Consider the following 15,935-nt stretch of genomic DNA (forward strand, 5'->3'; position numbering starts at 1 on the left):
AAGTGGCCGGCGAGGCCATCCGCCGCGTCGCATGACCGCCTTCCCGGCTCAGCGCGCCGCCTCCTGCGATACGCTGATGAGTTCCGTGCCCACCGGTGTCGGCGGCTGTACGCGGAATTCCTCCTTCCGCGCCGGGGCGGCCTGCCGCCTCATCCGCCAGACGCCGCAGAAGGCGATCAGCAGCTGTGCCAGCACCGTCATCCACAACAGGCTGCGCGGCCCGAAGGCCGACATCGCCGCCCCGATCGCCAGCGGCCCTATGGCCGCGCCGGCCCCCTGGACGAGCAGCATCCCGCCCGAGGCAGCCACGAATTCCTCCGGCCGGACGGAATCGTTCACATGGGCCAGCACCACGCTGTAGGTCGGCACCACCAGCCCGCCGAAAACGAAGACCAGACCGAAATACACCCAGGCCGAGGCACCGGAGGGCGTGAACAGCGCCATGGTGCCCAGCACGGCGACGGCGACGAGCGCGATGACCACCACCAGCAACCGGCGGTCGATCCGGTCCGACAGCAGGCCAAGCGGCCAGGTCATGGCCGCTGCGCCCAGCGCGCCCGCGGCCATGAAGATCGCGATGCCCTGCTGTCCCATCCCGATGGACTGCGCCAACAGGGGGCCGAGCGAGAAGAAGGAGCCGGCGCTGATACCGCAAAGGAAGGCCGCGACCAGCCCGAAGGGTGCCTGGGCATGAAGCCGGAACAGATCGATCCGCACCGGCTGGGCCGGCAGCGGCGGCGCCTTGGCCTGGGACAGCGTGACGGGCAGGACCGCGACGGTCAGGACGACCGACACCACGGCGAAGAGTGCGTAGCCGCCCGGATCGGCGACCGGCAGCAAGAGCTGGCCGACGACGCCCGCGACCAGCCCGGTCATGCCGTAGATGGAGAGGATCTGGCCGCGCACCTCATTGACGGCGGCGCCGTTCAGCCAGCTTTCCACCACCATGAACAGCCCGGCGAAACAGAAGCCGGTCAGCATGCGGGCGATGACCCAGGCCGTGGGATCGATCCAGAGCAGATGGATCAGCGGCACCATCGAGGCCGTCGAGGCGAGCGCGGCAAAGCTGCGGATCTTTCCGACGCGCAGGATCAGCCGGCTGGCGACGAGCGAGCCGATCATGAGGCCGGCGGAGAAGGCGCCGCCGACCAGGCCGATCACCGTGGGCGGGAAGCCTTCCATGCCGCCGCGCACGGCCAGAAGCGTGCCTTGCAGCGTGTTCCCCATTTGCAGCAGGCCAAAGCCCGCGAGCAGGGCAACGACCACCGACAGGGTTGAGGCGAAGGGGACTTTCTGCATGGCGGCATGCTTAACACGAGGCGGCCGGATGACGGCCACCGGCCGCTCCGGTTCCCGATTTATTTGACATAACAAATATTATCGAAACTCTGTGTGCAGCCGCCAGGCTCGTCCCGCGCTTCGGCTGGCGACGCCCCCTCTGCCCCACCCAGCACCAAGTTGTGGCTCCTGCATCACAGCGTGTTCAACTTCCACGCGTCGTGCAATGCGGCACGGGAATCCGCGACTCCGATGCTAGGGTGGAAGCCATTGCAACAGGCCCACCCGGCACCCGGGCGGCCAAGCGAGTGTCGATGGCCACCTCGTCGCGTCACTTTTCCTCTCTCCAACCCGGTTTGGCTTCTCCAACTGCCTCCCTGGGCCTCCCCAGGCCGGGATGGGCGCTGGCGCTCGTTCTGGCGGGCTGCACGCCATCCGTGGCGCAGCCGTCAGGAGGCTTCGCCGCGGCCGCGCCACCGGGCTTTCCGACGGTGGCCCCGCCCGCCGCCTCCCCGCAGTTGCCGCCCGGGACAGGTCCGGCCGTCTTTCCGCTCCCGCTGCCCGACGTGCCGGCACCCTCCGTTCCAGCGGACCCGCCATCCCTTTCCGCCGCAGCTACGGAAGCCGAGATCACCCGGCTCAGGGCGGATTTCGCCCGCGAGGTGCCGTCACGGCTGACCACGCCAGCACCGGGCGAAGCCCTGATGCCGCAACGCGCCGCCGCAGTGGTGGCGGCCAGCGGAAAGCTCGTCATCGACCGCCCGCAACTGGCCGTGGTCGTGGACCGGAACCCACGCGTGCAGGTCCTGTGGCTGGTGGTGGTCCGGCCCGATGCCGCCTGGGCCGTGATCGGCCGTTCCCGGATCTCTACCGGGGAGACGAACCACTTCGACCACTACATCACGCCGGTCGGCGTCTTCCTCAACACGGACGCGATCCTGGGCTTCCGCGCGCAGGGCACCTTCAATGAGAACCACATCCGCGGCTATGGCGTGAAGGGTATGCGGGTCTGGGATTTCGGCTGGCAGTCGGCCGAGAAAGGTTGGCGCGCCGATCGGGAGCGGGGCGATATCCGGCTGGAGATGCACGCCACCGATCCGGACCGGCTGGAGCGGAGGCTGGGGCGGCCGGACAGCCAGGGCTGCGTGCGCATCCCGGCGGCGCTGAACCGCTTCTTCGACCGGCGCGGCGTGATCGACCGCGACTATGAGCGGGCGGCGGTGGAGGACATCCGCTTCCGGGCGCTTCTACTGCCCGATCGCAACCCGTCGCCCCTGGCCGGGCGTGCGATGATCGTGATCGACTCCGCACTACCTCTCACCACTTCCCCGGCGAGCGGAAAAGTGGCCGGTCTTCCGTAATGCCAGCACGCAAGTGTCCTGACATGTCTCAGCATTGTCAGGCCGTTTGCGTGCTGGCTGAACAGATGGCCCTGCCACTTCATCGCAGGCTTCGTCCAGCAGCAACCGGATGCTGCCGCTGCAGAAGCGCCCCAGAACCTACTTCTCCATCTGAGGAATTACTGATAAAAGGCTGATACTAAAATAAAAACTTCTCGTATTCCAGGAGCGGCGTTGGTCACATCGGCTTCTGCAGGAAGGTTCAGCCGCCCTCCTGGCGCAGCACATGCTTCTGCAGCTTCCCCGACGCCGTACGCGGCAAGCTCTCCACCACGATGAACTCCTTGGGGATCTTGTAGCGGGCGAGGTGTGACTCACAGTGTGCGATCAGGCTCCGCACCGGGATGTCCCGCCCGGATCGGGGCACGATGAAGGCGCGGCCCACCTCCCCCCAGGTGGCATCCGCCACGCCGATCACCGCGACATCCTGCACGTCCGGATGCTCGCCGAGCGCATTCTCGACCTCGGCCGGATAGACGTTCTCGCCGCCGGAGATGAACATGTCCTTGCGGCGGTCCACCAGGGTGACATAGCCGTCCTCGTCGCGGCGGCCGATATCGCCCGTGCGGAACCAGCCGTCCTCGGTGAAGGCGCGGCGCGTCTCCTCCGGCCGGTTCCAGTAGCCGGGCGTGATGCTCGGGCCGGACAGGAGCAGCTCGCCCGCCTCCCCGGCCGGCACGTCCCGCCCCGCCTCGTCCACAAGGCGGCACCCGATCATCGGGGCGGGCAGGCCGGCCGCGCCGGCCTTCGCGGCGATCAGCTTGGGCTCGATCGGCATGCCCAGCACCGTGCCGGCCTCGGTCATGCCGAAGCCATCGACCATGGGCACACCCTGTTCGAGCCACCAGCGGATATCCGCCGCCGGGTTCGGGGCGCCACCGGTGAAGAGCGCGGTGAGCGAGCGCCAGCGGCCCGGGTCGAAATTCGCCTGCTCGCGCAGGCGCTTCGCCATCTGCGGGACGCAGAAATAGTGCGTGGCCCCCAGGTCCGGGTCGCCCAGACGGTCATTGGTGGCAACGGGGTCGAAGCCGGGCGAGACCAGCATCGACCCGCCCGCCAGCAGCGGCGCGCGGAAGCTGGTGATCAGCCCGATGATGTGGAACATCGGGGAATCGCAGAGAAAGACGCTGCGGTGGCTGACACGCCCCAGCACGCCGAAATTCACCGCCGTGGCCAGGGCATTGGCCTCGGTGATGATGACGCCCTTCGGACGGCCGGAGGTGCCGGAGGTGTAGAGGATGATCGACGGCGCCCCGGCATCCGGCAGGGGCGCCATTGGCGCCGGCGGGCTGTCCTCCGCCCGCGCCACCAGTTCCGCCAGCGGGATGGGGCGGCCATCCGGCAGGGGGATGGCACCCTCGTCGCTGTCATGCACCAGCAGCGACGGCTGGCAGTCGTCGAGGATCGCCTCCACCTCCACCCGCGACAGGCGCCAGTTCAGCGGCACGAAGATCAATCCGCGGCGCATGCAGGCCTGTTGCAGGATCACCAGATCGGCGCTGTTGCGCGCCAGCACCGCCACGCGCTGCCCGGCCTGGAGGCCGAGCTGCGCGGCAAGCACCGTGGCCATGCGCTGGATCACCACGTGCAGCGCCGCATAGGTCCAGTGCCGGCCCGTGGCGAGGTCGGTGCAGGCGGGGCGCTCCGGCTGCAGGCGCGCGTGCAGCGCCACCGGATCCGGCGAGGTCCGGAGAGGCATGGATCTTTCTCCCTGATTCCTGGACGGCCTGTTGCTCAGGCTTCGCCGCGGTTCTTGTCGTAGGCGCCGAGGCCGGGCTTGTAGCTCTTCTCGTCGATGAACTGCCGGATGCCTTCCTTGCGGCCGGTGTTGTCGTGGGAGTTGGCCGCCTCCTGGGCGCGGACGAGATAGTCCTCCGCGTTCTCGTAGGTCATCTCGGACACACGGCGGACCGCGTCCTTGGTCGCCTTCAGCGCCACCGGGTTCTTCTGCAGCAGCGTCCGCGCCACTTCCGTGACACGCTCGCGAAGCTGCGCCAGCGGCACGCTCTCGTTCACCAGCTTCCATTCGGCGGCCTTGCGCCCGTCGATCAGCTCGCCGGTCAGGGCATGGTACATGGCGTCGCGGAAGGACAGCAGGTCCACCACCACCTTGGTGGCGCCGCCGCCCGGCAGGATACCCCAGTTGATCTCCGAAAGCGCGAACTTCGCCTCATCCGCGGCGAAGGCGAGGTCGCAGGCGAAGAGCGGGCCATAGCCGCCGCCGAAGCACCAGCCGTTGACCATGGCGATGGTCGGCTTCTGGTACCAGCGCAGCCGGCGCCACCAGCCATAGGACTCACGCTGCGAGCGCCGGACGGCGCCGAGCCCCTGCGCCTCGGTCTCGCGGAAATACTCCTTCAGGTCCATGCCCGCCGACCAGGCCGTGCCCTCGCCCGTCAGGACCAGAACGCCGACATCGTCGCGGAACTCCAGCTCGTCGAGCACCTCCATCATACGGCGGTTCAGCGCCGGGCTCATGCAGTTGCGCTTCTCCGGACGGTTGAAGCGCACCCAGGCAATGCCGCCTTCGACATCGAAGGCGACCGTGCTGTCGTGACCCTGTTCCATGGCAATCTTCCTCCTTCTCGTGGATGTCAGATCGGGAAATGGCCGGGCTGGGTCTCGACGGTGATCCAGCGCAGCTCCGTGAACTCGGCGATGCCCGCCTTGCCGCCGAAGCGGCCATAGCCGGACGCCCCCGTGCCACCGAACGGCATCTGCGCCTCGTCATGCACGGTGGCGCCGTTGACATGGCAGATGCCGCTGCGGATGCGGCGCGCTACGCGAAGGCCACGCGCCGCATCACGCGTGAAGACCGCCGCGGAAAGGCCGTACTCGCTGTCATTGGCGAGGCGGATCGCATCCTCCTCGTCCTTCGCGCGCAGGATGGCGACGACCGGTCCGAAGCTCTCCTCGGCATAGAGCTTCATGCCGCTGGTCACGCCGTCCACCACGGTGGCAGGCATCAGCACGCCCTCGGCCTCGCCGCCGGTGAGCCGGCGCGCGCCCTGCGCGACCGCATCCTGCACCAGGGCCTGCACATGCTCGACCGTCCGCCGGTCCACCACCGCGCCCAGCGGCGCCCGCCCCTCGCGCGGATCGCCGGCCACCAGCGTCGCCGCCTTGGCGCGGAAACGCTCCAGGAAGGCCTCGGCCACGGTTTCCACGACGATGATCCGCTCGGTGGACATGCAGATCTGGCCCTGGTTGAAGAAGGCACCGAAGGCCGCGGCCTTCACCGCCTCGTCCAGGTCGGCATCCTCCAGCACCAGCAGCGGCGCCTTGCCGCCCAGTTCGAGCAGCACGGGCTTCAGGTTGCGCGCGGCGCGCTCCGCGATGATCCGCCCGACCTTGGTGGAGCCGGTGAAGTTGATGCGCCGCACGGCGGGATGGTCGATCAGCGCGCCGACCACCTCCCCCGCATCCTCCGGCGCGTTGGTGACGAGGTTGACGGTGCCCGCGGGCAGCCCCGCCTCCTCCAGTGCCCGGATGATCAGCGCATGGGTGCGTGGGCAGGTCTCGGAGGCCTTCAGCACCACCGTGTTGCCACAGGCCAGCGGCGTGGCGACGGCGCGCGTGGCCAGAATGACCGGCGCGTTCCAGGGCGCGATGCCCAGCACCACGCCCGCCGGCTCGCGGATGGCCATGGACAGGCAGCCGGGCTTGTCGGAAGGGATCACCTCGCCCGCCACCTGCGTCGTCAGCGCCGCCGCCTCGCGCAGCATCCCGGCGGCGAGCATGACATTGAAGCGCGCCCAACTTTCCGTCGCGCCGGTCTCCTCCATCATCGCCGTGACGAATTCCCCGGCCTTCGCGGCCACGGCGTCCGCGGCCTTCAGCAGCAGCAGGCGGCGGGCGCCCGGCCCGGTCTCGGCCCAGCCGGGCAGGGCCCGCGCGGCGGCCTCGGCGGCTTCCCGGGCATCCGCCGCCTTCGCGGCGACGGCGCGTGTCGCGACCTCGCCCGTCACCGGGTTGCGCCGCTCGAACCATTGCCCTTCCGCAGCCGGCCGTTCCTCGCCCGCGATCCGCAGGAACACGGCGTCATTGCGCTGCATGTCGACCTCCCCATAGCCAGCAAGTTTCAATAGTTATGTCTCATAACATTTTCGCCTTGACAAGCGCCGATCGGGAACCGCCTCATGGGTCATGGGCGGAATCAGGGTTCGCAGGCGTGGCAAGGCTGCGGCGCGGGAAGGCGCACGGGAGGATGAGAAGCTCGGGGAGCTGGTCGGCTACAATCTGCGCCGCGCCTGGTCGTATGCGCTCAGCGACTTCGTCGTGGAATTCGCGGATAACGGGCTGCGCCCGGTTCCCTATGGCATGCTCGCCACCATCGCGGAGCGGCCGGGCATCACCGCGACGGAGCTCTGCCGTCTCCTCGGCATGAAGCGCGCCAACACGGCGCCGCTGATCAACGAGATGGAGGAACAAGGGCTGGTCGAGCGCGTGGCGTACAAGGAAGACCGGCGCATCCAGCACCTCTTCCTGAGCGCCTCCGCGAAAGCCGCCATGCCCCGGATCCAGGCGCGGATCAGGCAGCACGAGGACCGTTTCCTGCACCGCCTGACGGAAGCGGAGCGGGTCACACTGCTCGACCTGCTGCAACGCATCTGGAAGGACGAGGAAGGCTAAGGCGGTCCCGCTCCGGGACCGCGCAGGACGGGCAGCCGCGCGGCGGCCTGCCCGGAGGCTGCGGGATGGCTGGGCTCGGTCGCCGGGCGAGGTGCTCGTGGACATCGTGCCGATCGCCGTCCCGGGCAGCCTGTCCGCCTATGTCCAGGTGGGGCGGCGGGCCTCGGCTACCACGCTGCAACCGGCCAGAGCCGCATGAGTCATGGAGCGGGAGGTGCCGCAAACTGCGGTGCCGGGCCCAGGGATCGCTCCGGACCCGTCAGCCGCCGGCCCGTGGCCCGGCATAGAGGGCGCGCGGGCGGATCAACCGGCCGTCGGCGCGCTGTTCCAACGCATGTGCGATCCAGCCGACCGTCCTGCCGGTGGCGAAGATGCCGAGCCCGCCTCCCGCTGGCAGAGGCAGGCATTCCTCCATCAGCGCCAGGGCGACGTCGACGGTCGGCCGGAGCCCGGTCAGGGCCTCGGCCGCCCGGATCATCGCCCGCCAGGACTTGGGGACCGGAAAGCCGTCCAGCAGCGCCATGGCCCGTGGGTCCCCCTGCGGGTAGAGGCGGTGGCCAAAGCCCGGGATCTCCTCCCCCCGGGCGAGCCGTGCGCCGAGGGCCCTGACCGGATCGCGCCGCACCTCCGGGTCCGCCGCCAGGGCGCGGACGCGGTCGGTCATGCCGCCATGCCGGGGCCCGGACAGGGCAGCGAGGCCGGCCAGCACGCAGGCGGCCAGGGAAGCGCCGGTGGAGGCGACAACCCGCGCGGCATAGGCGGAGGCGTTCAGCTCGTGGTCGGCGCAGAGCACCAGGGCCCGGCGCAGCAGGTCCCTGCCCCGGCCGTCGAGTCTCCAGGCGGCACCCAGCCGGTCATGCGCGGCCACGCCATTCCTGCCCTCACCCTCCTCGCCCTCACCCTCCTCGCCCTCCCCGGCCACCGCCTGCGCCACGAGGCCCAGCAGCCGGGCCGCGCCCGCCGCGATCCGGGGCGGGTGCAGCGCCCAGTCGCTGCGGGCCGCCTCGGCGGCCAGCGCGCGCAGGGCCCGTTCGAGCGGCCGTTCCCCCGCCGGGGGAGGTTCCTCCGGCGGGATGGAGAGGGCGACCGGGACGCCCCAGAGCAGGGCGGCCACCTCCTCCAGCGAAATCTGCCGCGACAGGGCGACCGCGTCCTGGCCGCGATAGCGGAAGCCGCCGCCATCGATCAGCGTCAGCGAGGAGCGCAGCACCGGCTCCCCCCAGTCGGTGGTGGAGGCGGCGATGTCCCGCCGCGCCCGCCCTCGCCCCCGCCGTTCCAGCAGCAGGGCCACGTCCTGCGCGTCATAAAGGCTGCGCCGGGGATCGCCAGGCGCCGCGACGGCGCGGACCAAGCCACGGCTCACATAGCTGTAGAGGGTCTGCCGCGAGACGCCGAGGCGCGCCGTGGCCTCCTGGGCGGTCAGACAAGGGCTGGCGGGTTCGGTGATGTTGATCATCTCGATCAAGATTGACGGCAACCCCTGCCGCGATCCTCCTTGCCGCGTCAAGCGCAGGAGATGCGGATGCCCGCGACGCCGCCGGAACGGGAAAAGATCCTCGCCAGCTTCGCCCGGCAGATCGGCTGGTGCGACAGTCTTGGCTCGCCCTTCACCGCCGGGCTGTTGCGCCTGCTGGCTGCGGATCTCGCCGCGGGCGGCCCCACCGCCGCGCTGGTGGACCACTGGCCCGGCGACCCGGTGGCCGATGCGCTGCCACTGCGGCTGGCGGGCGCGCTGCACGCCCTGGTGCTGAGCGGCGCGGCGCCGGAACTCGCCGCCACCTATCCGCCGCGGGCGGGAGCGGGGCCTGAACGGCTCGGCCCCGTGCTTCCAGGGGTGCTGGCGGCGCATCGCGCCTTCATCGGGGGCTTCCTGGCCTCGCCGCCGCAGACCAACGAGGTCGGGCGATCGGGCGTGCTGCTCGGCGGCTTCCTGCGGATCGCGCGGGACACCGGTCTGCCGCTGGCCCTGCTGGAGATCGGCGCCAGCGCCGGCCTCAACACGGTGTGGGACCGCTTCCACTACCGCCTGGGCGGGGCGTCATGGGGCGATCCCGCCAGCCCCGTGCATCTGGCCCCGGCTTGGGAAGGCGGGCTGCCGCCGCTGGATGCGCCGCTGCGCGTGGCGTCGCGCCGGGCCTGCGACCTTTCGCCGATCGACCTGGAGGATTCGGCCCAGCGCCTCCGCCTGCGCGCCTATGTCTGGGCGGACCAGCGCGAGCGCCTGGCCCGGCTGGAAGGCGCCATCGCCGTGGCGCGGGCAGCCGGGCAGCGCGTGGAACGGGCCGATGCGGCTCCCTGGGTCCGGGCGCACCTGGCTGAAGCGGAGACCGGGTGCGCCACCATCCTGTACCATTCCATCATGTGGCAATACATGCCCAGGGAGACGCGCGAGAGCATCGCCGGGACGCTGCGGGAACGCGGTGCGCGCGCCACCCCGGAGGCGCCGCTCGCCTGGCTCCGCTTCGAGCCGCCCACTCCGGAGGCCCGGCCGGAGCTGCGGCTGACCCTCTGGCCGGGCGGCGCGGAGCACCGGCTCGCTACCGCGCAGGCCCATGGCAGCCAGGTGACCTGGCTGGACGGCGGGGCATAACGGACAGGGGAACCGGCGCGGAACAGGGCACGCTCCGGAATGGTGGCCCGAGTGCTGACGTCCGAACACCGGACCCCTGGCCGTGACAAGGCTTGCGGCGGCTGATACGCATGCGGCCATCCATGCGCCAGGTCCGCCGCCCTCTCCTGAGCCTTGTGGCCGTGCTGCTTCTCCTACAGTGGTCGGCGGCGCTGCCTTCCTGTCTCCGCCCCTTCACGGGTACGGCTGCGGCGCAGCTCGTGGAGCTGTGCAGCCCTTCCGGCCTCCATCGCACCATCCTGGTGGGACCGGACGGCAAGGAGGCTCCGAAGGCAAGCCTGCATCCGGGCTGCCCGATGTGCCAGCATGCGGGGGTCGCGCTCCCGCCCGCCCCTCCGGTCGCCATGATCCGGCCCGCTGGCTTCGTGGTGGTCGCGCATGACGTCGCCCTGCCCGGCCTGCCGCCAATCCCGCCACGCGGCCCGCCGCAGCAGCCCCGCGCCCCTCCCATCGCCTGATCCCTGACAGGACCGCCGCCCGGGCTTCCCGCCCGCGCGGCCATTCGTCCTGCGACCGCGGCAGGGCCGGTCCCATTCCCGGCCCGCTCCGGCAGTTCCGCCCCCAAGCCCATCCCCCGCCATCCGGCGGGACCGGAATTCCGCCTTTCGCAAGGAAACCGCGTCATGACGCTGCGCCGTCGCCGGCTGTTGCCGGCCCTGTTCCTGTCCCCCCTCCTGGCCGCCCTTCCCGCCCTGGCGCAGCAGCCGGGCGCCATCAGCATCGAGCAGCCCTGGGCCCGGGCGGCGGTGCAGGGGGGCACGGGCGGCGTGTTCCTGACCATCCGCAACACCGGCAACACGCCGGACCGCCTGCTCTCCGCCAGCAGCCCCCTGCCCCGCGCGGCGGAGCTGCACACCACGGTGCGCGACGGCGACGTCATGCGCATGCAGCCCGTCCAGGCCATCGAGGTGCCGGCGGGCGGCAGCGTCACCCTGCGCCCCGGCGGCCTGCACCTCATGCTGGTGGGCCTCTCGGCGCCGATGCGGGTGGGCGAGGCCGTCCCCGTCACGCTGACCTTCGAGCATGCCGGCGCCATCACCGTGCCGGTGCCGGTGCAGGCGGCGGGCGCCACCGGTCCGCACGGCCATCACTGATCCACTCCCAGGCCCGACACCACGGAAACCACCCATGCTCAACCGCTTCGCCGCCGTCTTCGGCGCCAGCCTCTTCGCCCTTCCGGCCGCCGCGCATGTGACGCTGGACCAGTCCACCATGCCGGCGGACAGCTACCTCCGCGTGGCCATCCGCGTGCCGCATGGCTGCGACGGAGCGGCCACCACCGGCATCCGGCTGCAGATCCCCGAGGGCTTCCGAAACGTGAAGCCGATGCCCCTGGCCGGCTGGACCCTGACCACCGTGGCCGAGGAAGGCACCGCCGCGCCCGGAGGCCATGGCGAGAGCGCACCGGTCCGGGAGGTCGCCTGGCGGGGCGGCAACCTGCCCGACGCCTTCTACCAGGAGTTCGTCCTGCGGGTGCAGACGCCGAAGGAAGCCGGGCAGACCGTCTATTTCCCGGTGGTGCAGGAATGCGAGGGCGGCAAGGTCACCCGCTGGATCGAGCGCCCCTCGAAGCCCGGCGAAACCCTGCGCGCGCCGGCCTTCGCCGTCCGCATCACGCCCAGGGGCTGAGGCGGAAGGCATGCGCCGCCTGCTCCCGCTGCTCCTGTCGTGCGGCCTGTGGCTGGCGTCCCTTTCCGGTGCCTGGGCCCATGCCGCGCTGCTGGGCAGCGAGCCCGCGGACGGCGCCAGCCTCGCGCAGCCGCCGGGCCGGCTGGTGCTGCGCTTCGACGAGGCGGTGACGCCGCTCGACCTCCGGCTGGCGGGGCCGGGCGGCGTGACGGTCCTTTCCCACGGCGCGGGAAAGGACAGCGACGCCATCGGGGCGGCACTGCCCCCACGGCTGCCCCCCGGCACCTACCTCGCCAGCTTCCGGATCATCTCCGCCGACGGGCACCCGGTCAGCGGCGCCATCGCCTTCGGCATCGGCATGGCACCGGAGCGGACCGCCGTCGCCCCGGCCGAGGGGAGGATCTGGATTGGGGCGGCGGAGATCCTGCGCTTCGCCTTGTACCTGGGCTTCATGCCCGGCGCGGGCGGCGCCCTGTTCCGCGCCTTCGTCGCACCGCCGCCTCCGGCGATGCTGCGCTGGATGCAGGCCGGTGCCTGCGCCGGCATCCTGGCGGCGGTTCTCGGCATCGGGGTGCAGGGCGGCACCATGCTGGCGGCCCCCGGCCTCGGCGCGCTCCTGCAGGTCGAAACCTGGATCGCCGCCCGGGCCTCCACGGTCTTCGCGCGCGATGCCGCCGTGGCGCTCGGCCTCGCCCTGGTGGCGATCGCCCTCGGCGGCCAGGGCAACCGCCTCAGCCGTGCCCTCGGCCTGGCGGGCGCCGTCCTGGCGGCGGGTGGTCTGAGCCTGTCCGGCCATGCCGCCACGGGCGACCTTCCGGCGCGCTTCCTGCTTACCCTCCATGCGCTGACGGCCGCCTTCTGGCTGGGGGCCTTCCTGCCCCTCTGGGCCCTGCTGCGGCACGACGGGACGGCCGCGCTGCCGGTGGTGCGGCGCTTCGCCGCCATCGCCGTCCCGGCCGTCGCCCTGCTGCTGCTGAGCGGCGTGGCCCAGGCGGCGCTGCATCTGCCCGGCCCCTCCGCCCTGCTGGGGACGACCTACGGGACGCTGCTGCTGGCAAAGGCCGGCGGCGCCCTGCTGCTGCTGGCGCTGGCCGGCCTGAACCATCGGCGCCTCACCCCGTCCCTGGCGCTCGGCGATCCCTCGGCCCCCGCATTCCTGCGCCGCAGCATCATGGCCGAGGCGGGGCTGGCGGCGCTGGTCCTGGCCGCGACCGCCGTGCTGAGCATGACCTCCCCGCACCAGGCGGGGGCGCAGGGCCACCACCATGCCGGGCCGCAGGACGGCGTCACCGTCGCGACCGAGGTGGCGGGGCTTTCCGTCACCCTTCAGGCGAGGCCGGCCCGGGCCGGGCGGAACCGGCTCGATCTCTGGCTGGTGCGCCCGGACGGCAGCGCCTTCGCCGCGAAGGAAGTCTGGCTGGAACTGTCGCAGCCCGAAGCGGGCATCGCCGGCATCCGCCGCCCGATGCGGGAGGCTGCGCCGGGGCGGTTCATGCTGGAAGGGCCGGAGCTGGCCTTGCCGGGACGCTGGACCCTGCGCGCCGAGATCCTCCTCAGCGATTTCGACCAGGCCGATGCGGTGATCAGCCTGCCGGTGGCGCCCTGACCCCATCGGGCGGGAACGCCCCCGCCGTCAGGTCCGCGCGGCGAAGGCCTCCACCAGCTTCGTCGGGCCGGAAACGATCAGCAGGTCCCCGGCCTCCACCCGCGTTTCCGGCCGGGCATAGGTGAAATCGGCCCCCTGCCGCTTCACGCCCACAATGGTGATGCCGTGGCGCGAGCGCAGCGCGGATTCCTCCAGGGTCCGGCCCACCGCCTCGGCCGGGGCACGGGTCTTCACGATGGCGAAGCCGTCGTCGAACTCGATGAAGTCGATCATCTTGCCCGTCACCAGATGCGCCACGCGCTCGCCCATCGCCATCTCGGGATAGACGACATGGTGCGCGCCCGTGCGTTCCAGGATGCGCCCGTGGTTGACGGTCAGCGCCTTGGCCCAGATCTGCGGGATGGCCATCTCGCTCAGCGCCAGCACCGTCAGCACGCTGGCCTCCAGGTTGGTGCCGATGCCCACCACGACATGCTGGAACTCCGGCACGCCCAGGCTGCGCAGCGTGTCCGCATCGGTCGTGTCGGCCTGCACCACATGCGTCAGGTCGTCCGCCCAGCGCTGCACCAGCTCGGGGTCCTCGTCGATCCCCAGCACCTCATGGCCCATGCGGATCAGGGATTGCGCCACGGCCCCGCCGAAGCGGCCGAGCCCGATCACCACGACCCCCGCATCGGCCTTCACGGGATTCCTAGCCAACGATGGTGCGCTCCTCCGGATAGCGGTAGGTGGCTCGGGCGCCACGCAGCGCCAGCGCCGTGGCGATGGTCACCGTGCCCACCCGGCCCAGGAACATCAGCCCGGTCAGAACCACAAGCCCGGGCATGGGCAGATCGGCGGAAACGCCCGCGGACAGTCCCACCGTCGCCAGGGCGGAGACCACCTCGAACAGCACCTTCTCCGCCGGCAGGTCCGTCAGCGACAACAGCAGCAGCGTGGCGGCGCAGACCACCCCGATCGCCAGCAACGCGATGGTCAGCGCCTGCCGCAGCAGGGATTCCGGCATCCGCCGGCCGAAGGCGTTGACATCGGGCGATCCCCGGACCTCCGCCCAGACGGCCAGGCCCAGCAGCACGAAGGTCGTCACCCGGATGCCGCCCGCCGTGCTGGCGCTGCCGCCGCCGATCAGCATCAGCGCACTGCTGAGAAGCAGCGTCTCCGGCCGCATCGCCGCGACATCCACCGTGTTGAAGCCGCCCGAACGCGTCATGACCGCGTGGAACAGGGCGCCATGCACGCGCTCCGCCACGGGCAGCCCCGCCAGGGTGGCCGGATTGCCCCATTCATAGGCCAGCACTCCCGCCCAGCCGAGCAGCAGCAGCGCGCCGCTGCCGATCAGGGTGAGCCGCGTGTGCAGGCTCCAGCGTTGCGGCGCCAGCGGTGCGCGGCGCAGGTCATGGACCACCGGCACCCCGATCCCGCCCGCCAGCACCGCCAGCATCACCGGCCCTGTCACCGCGAGGTCCGCGCCGAAGCGCACCAGGCTGTCGCCATAGGTGGACAGGCCCGCGTTCGTATAGGCGGAAACGGCGTGGAAGATCCCGGTCCAGGCCGCCTCCCCCCAGTCCATGCCATAGGCGAGGCGCAGGCGCAGGCAGAGCGCCGCCGCCACCAGCAGCTCGGTCCCCAGGGTCATGGCCAGCACCAGCCGCAGGATCGCGGCCACGTCGCCGGGCGCGATCACCTGCAACTCCGCCTGCGTCATGAGTCGCGAGGACAGCCGGATGCGCCGCCGGACCAGCAGGCCGAGCAGCGTCGCGCCGGTGAGGATGCCGAGCCCGCCGGCCTGCATCAGCAGCAGGATCACCACCTGCCCCGGGAAGGTCCAGTAGGTCGCCATGTCCACGATGGAGAGGCCGGACAGGCTGGTGGCCGAGGTCGCGGTGAACAGCGCGGTGAGAAGCGGCGCCCCCTGCCCATCTGTCCGCGCCGGGGGCAGCATCAGCAGCCCGGTGCCCAGCAGGATCACCACCAGGAAGGCGAGCGGGATCACCCGCGTCGGATGCCGGAGCATGCTCCCGAAGGCGCGCCGCGGCAGCGGTGCCGCGCGGAGCAGCGCCGGCGGCAGGCCGATATGGGAGGCGCCGCCCGTCCCGCCGCGTGGTCGCAACCGTGAACCTCCCTGGGGCATGGCAAATCTCAGCTTGTTGACCAATCCGCCGCAGGGTCAAGCCGGGCACGGCGCCATATCCCCGGCGCCGTGCCTTGACGCAATCGTCGCCGCTCGTCCAGGCTTCCCGCGCCAACGATAAGGAAACGCCCGCATGACCGCCGTTCAGGATGTCGTCGAGTATCCCACCCAGCCGACCGACTACCTGCCGCACGTCATCACGCGCTGCGTCGAGAAGGCGGGGAAACTCGGCAGGCCGGTCCACTTCGCGCTGCACGGCGCGGAGGTCACCGTCCGGCCCGGGCAGACGGCCGACGAGGTGGATGCGGAGGTCCAGCGCCAGTGGCGGGCGGCGAACACCCATCCCATGCCGCAGGCTGCCTCCCCCGGCTGATCCGCCCGTCGCGCGGCCGTCGTCCTGTCGCCCCGCTCCCGTTGCCCTGGCCGCGACGACCCTCCCCGGAAAGCAGTGCCCGCCCGGGCCGGTTCCCGCGGCAGCGCGGCGCCCACATCCGACGGCGCCGCCACGACGGCCCCTCTTCCTGGGGGTGCTTCCGGCCGGATTTCCGGGCGTCCCGGATGTGCGCCAGATCACAGCAGCGCCGCCGCGGACCATGCCAGTTTCGGTGCCGCATTGCTGGGAATGGCGGG

At 71.5% G+C, this 15,935-nt stretch carries 15 protein-coding genes; 8 read left to right on the forward strand and 7 right to left on the reverse strand.

What is annotated here, in order from left to right; genetic code table 11:
• Positions 1-48: 48 nt before the first annotated feature.
• Positions 49-1,299, reverse strand: a complete 1,251-nt coding sequence (locus CTJ15_RS00085; RefSeq protein ID WP_019462556.1) for an MFS transporter — start codon at positions 1,297-1,299, stop codon at positions 49-51.
• Positions 1,300-1,844: 545 nt separating this feature from the next.
• Between CTJ15_RS00085 and CTJ15_RS00090 the strand changes: the two genes are divergently transcribed.
• Positions 1,845-2,639 (forward strand): hypothetical protein, encoded by a 795-nt coding sequence (locus CTJ15_RS00090; RefSeq protein ID WP_226945881.1) that lies wholly within the window; start codon positions 1,845-1,847, stop codon positions 2,637-2,639.
• 241 nt (positions 2,640-2,880) lie between these two features.
• Here CTJ15_RS00090 and CTJ15_RS00095 read toward each other — a convergent pair whose 3' ends face one another.
• From CTJ15_RS00095 to CTJ15_RS00105, 3 genes are read right to left on the reverse strand one after another with little or no spacing between them, the layout of a single operon-like run.
• Positions 2,881-4,377, reverse strand: coding sequence for an AMP-binding protein (locus tag CTJ15_RS00095; RefSeq protein ID WP_075821736.1), 1,497 nt, complete (start codon positions 4,375-4,377; stop codon positions 2,881-2,883).
• A gap of 35 nt (positions 4,378-4,412) precedes the next feature.
• A complete protein-coding gene (locus CTJ15_RS00100; protein ID WP_075821735.1) occupies positions 4,413-5,246 on the reverse strand; it encodes a p-hydroxycinnamoyl CoA hydratase/lyase in 834 nt (277 codons plus the stop codon).
• Between the two features lie 26 nt (positions 5,247-5,272).
• The gene (locus tag CTJ15_RS00105; RefSeq protein ID WP_216348589.1) at positions 5,273-6,733 is read right to left on the reverse strand and encodes an aldehyde dehydrogenase; all 1,461 of its coding nucleotides are present in this window, start codon (positions 6,731-6,733) and stop codon (positions 5,273-5,275) included.
• Between the two features lie 91 nt (positions 6,734-6,824).
• On the opposite strand from CTJ15_RS00105, the gene CTJ15_RS00110 reads away from it, so the two are divergent.
• Positions 6,825-7,310 carry a MarR family winged helix-turn-helix transcriptional regulator gene (locus CTJ15_RS00110; RefSeq protein WP_019462551.1) on the forward strand — a complete coding sequence of 162 codons (486 nt, stop codon included), beginning with the start codon at positions 6,825-6,827 and terminating at the stop codon, positions 7,308-7,310.
• Between the two features lie 259 nt (positions 7,311-7,569).
• Here CTJ15_RS00110 and CTJ15_RS00115 read toward each other — a convergent pair whose 3' ends face one another.
• Positions 7,570-8,787: a citrate/2-methylcitrate synthase gene (locus CTJ15_RS00115; RefSeq protein ID WP_369923285.1), complete on the reverse strand. Its 1,218-nt coding sequence runs from the start codon at positions 8,785-8,787 to the stop codon at positions 7,570-7,572.
• A gap of 45 nt (positions 8,788-8,832) precedes the next feature.
• On the opposite strand from CTJ15_RS00115, the gene CTJ15_RS00120 reads away from it, so the two are divergent.
• The 5 genes from CTJ15_RS00120 to CTJ15_RS00140 all read left to right on the forward strand — a co-directional run bounded on the left by CTJ15_RS00120 (position 8,833) and on the right by CTJ15_RS00140 (position 13,174).
• Positions 8,833-9,900 carry a DUF2332 domain-containing protein gene (locus CTJ15_RS00120; protein WP_079253301.1) on the forward strand — a complete coding sequence of 356 codons (1,068 nt, stop codon included), beginning with the start codon at positions 8,833-8,835 and terminating at the stop codon, positions 9,898-9,900.
• Positions 9,901-10,022: 122 nt separating this feature from the next.
• A complete protein-coding gene (locus CTJ15_RS00125; protein WP_099780819.1) occupies positions 10,023-10,397 on the forward strand; it encodes a DUF2946 family protein in 375 nt (124 codons plus the stop codon).
• Between the two features lie 165 nt (positions 10,398-10,562).
• On the forward strand, positions 10,563-11,033 hold the full coding sequence (locus tag CTJ15_RS00130) for a copper chaperone PCu(A)C (RefSeq protein ID WP_099780820.1): 471 nt from the start codon (positions 10,563-10,565) through the stop codon (positions 11,031-11,033).
• A 34-nt stretch (positions 11,034-11,067) separates the two neighbouring features.
• Complete coding sequence (locus CTJ15_RS00135) at positions 11,068-11,568, forward strand: YcnI family protein (protein WP_075823725.1); 501 nt, start codon at positions 11,068-11,070, stop codon at positions 11,566-11,568.
• Positions 11,569-11,578: 10 nt separating this feature from the next.
• The gene (locus CTJ15_RS00140) at positions 11,579-13,174 is read left to right on the forward strand and encodes a CopD family protein (protein ID WP_099780821.1); all 1,596 of its coding nucleotides are present in this window, start codon (positions 11,579-11,581) and stop codon (positions 13,172-13,174) included.
• A 27-nt stretch (positions 13,175-13,201) separates the two neighbouring features.
• On the opposite strand, the gene CTJ15_RS00145 is transcribed toward CTJ15_RS00140, so the two are convergent.
• Together CTJ15_RS00145 and CTJ15_RS00150 are read right to left on the reverse strand one after the other, a co-directional pair.
• Positions 13,202-13,873, reverse strand: coding sequence for a TrkA family potassium uptake protein (locus CTJ15_RS00145; RefSeq protein WP_026033451.1), 672 nt, complete (start codon positions 13,871-13,873; stop codon positions 13,202-13,204).
• Positions 13,866-15,284 (reverse strand): TrkH family potassium uptake protein, encoded by a 1,419-nt coding sequence (locus CTJ15_RS00150; RefSeq protein ID WP_019462540.1) that lies wholly within the window; start codon positions 15,282-15,284, stop codon positions 13,866-13,868. Before CTJ15_RS00150 ends, CTJ15_RS00145 begins: the two co-directional genes overlap by 8 nt.
• A 154-nt stretch (positions 15,285-15,438) precedes the next feature.
• On the opposite strand from CTJ15_RS00150, the gene CTJ15_RS00155 reads away from it, so the two are divergent.
• On the forward strand, positions 15,439-15,678 hold the full coding sequence (locus CTJ15_RS00155) for a hypothetical protein (protein WP_019462539.1): 240 nt from the start codon (positions 15,439-15,441) through the stop codon (positions 15,676-15,678).
• Positions 15,679-15,935: the final 257 nt, after the last annotated feature.

It is taken from the genome of Roseomonas sp. FDAARGOS_362 (assembly GCF_002754815.1).
GTDB lineage: Bacteria > Pseudomonadota > Alphaproteobacteria > Acetobacterales > Acetobacteraceae > Roseomonas > Roseomonas mucosa.

Bases quoted from the DNA above. Each gene is read 5' to 3' on its own strand.
- CTJ15_RS00140 (WP_099780821.1), top strand. From the start codon at position 11,579: ATGCGCCGCCTGCTCCCGCTGCTCCTGTCGTGCGGCCTGTGGCTGGCG.
- CTJ15_RS00100 (WP_075821735.1), bottom strand. From the start codon at position 5,246: ATGGAACAGGGTCACGACAGCACGGTCGCCTTCGATGTCGAAGGCGGC.
- CTJ15_RS00095 (WP_075821736.1), bottom strand. From the start codon at position 4,377: ATGCCTCTCCGGACCTCGCCGGATCCGGTGGCGCTGCACGCGCGCCTG.
- CTJ15_RS00130 (WP_099780820.1), top strand. From the start codon at position 10,563: ATGACGCTGCGCCGTCGCCGGCTGTTGCCGGCCCTGTTCCTGTCCCCC.
- CTJ15_RS00155 (WP_019462539.1), top strand. From the start codon at position 15,439: ATGACCGCCGTTCAGGATGTCGTCGAGTATCCCACCCAGCCGACCGAC.
- CTJ15_RS00110 (WP_019462551.1), top strand. From the start codon at position 6,825: ATGGGCGGAATCAGGGTTCGCAGGCGTGGCAAGGCTGCGGCGCGGGAA.
- CTJ15_RS00135 (WP_075823725.1), top strand. From the start codon at position 11,068: ATGCTCAACCGCTTCGCCGCCGTCTTCGGCGCCAGCCTCTTCGCCCTT.
- CTJ15_RS00125 (WP_099780819.1), top strand. From the start codon at position 10,023: ATGCGCCAGGTCCGCCGCCCTCTCCTGAGCCTTGTGGCCGTGCTGCTT.
- CTJ15_RS00105 (WP_216348589.1), bottom strand. From the start codon at position 6,733: ATGCAGCGCAATGACGCCGTGTTCCTGCGGATCGCGGGCGAGGAACGG.
- CTJ15_RS00085 (WP_019462556.1), bottom strand. From the start codon at position 1,299: ATGCAGAAAGTCCCCTTCGCCTCAACCCTGTCGGTGGTCGTTGCCCTG.
- CTJ15_RS00120 (WP_079253301.1), top strand. From the start codon at position 8,833: ATGCCCGCGACGCCGCCGGAACGGGAAAAGATCCTCGCCAGCTTCGCC.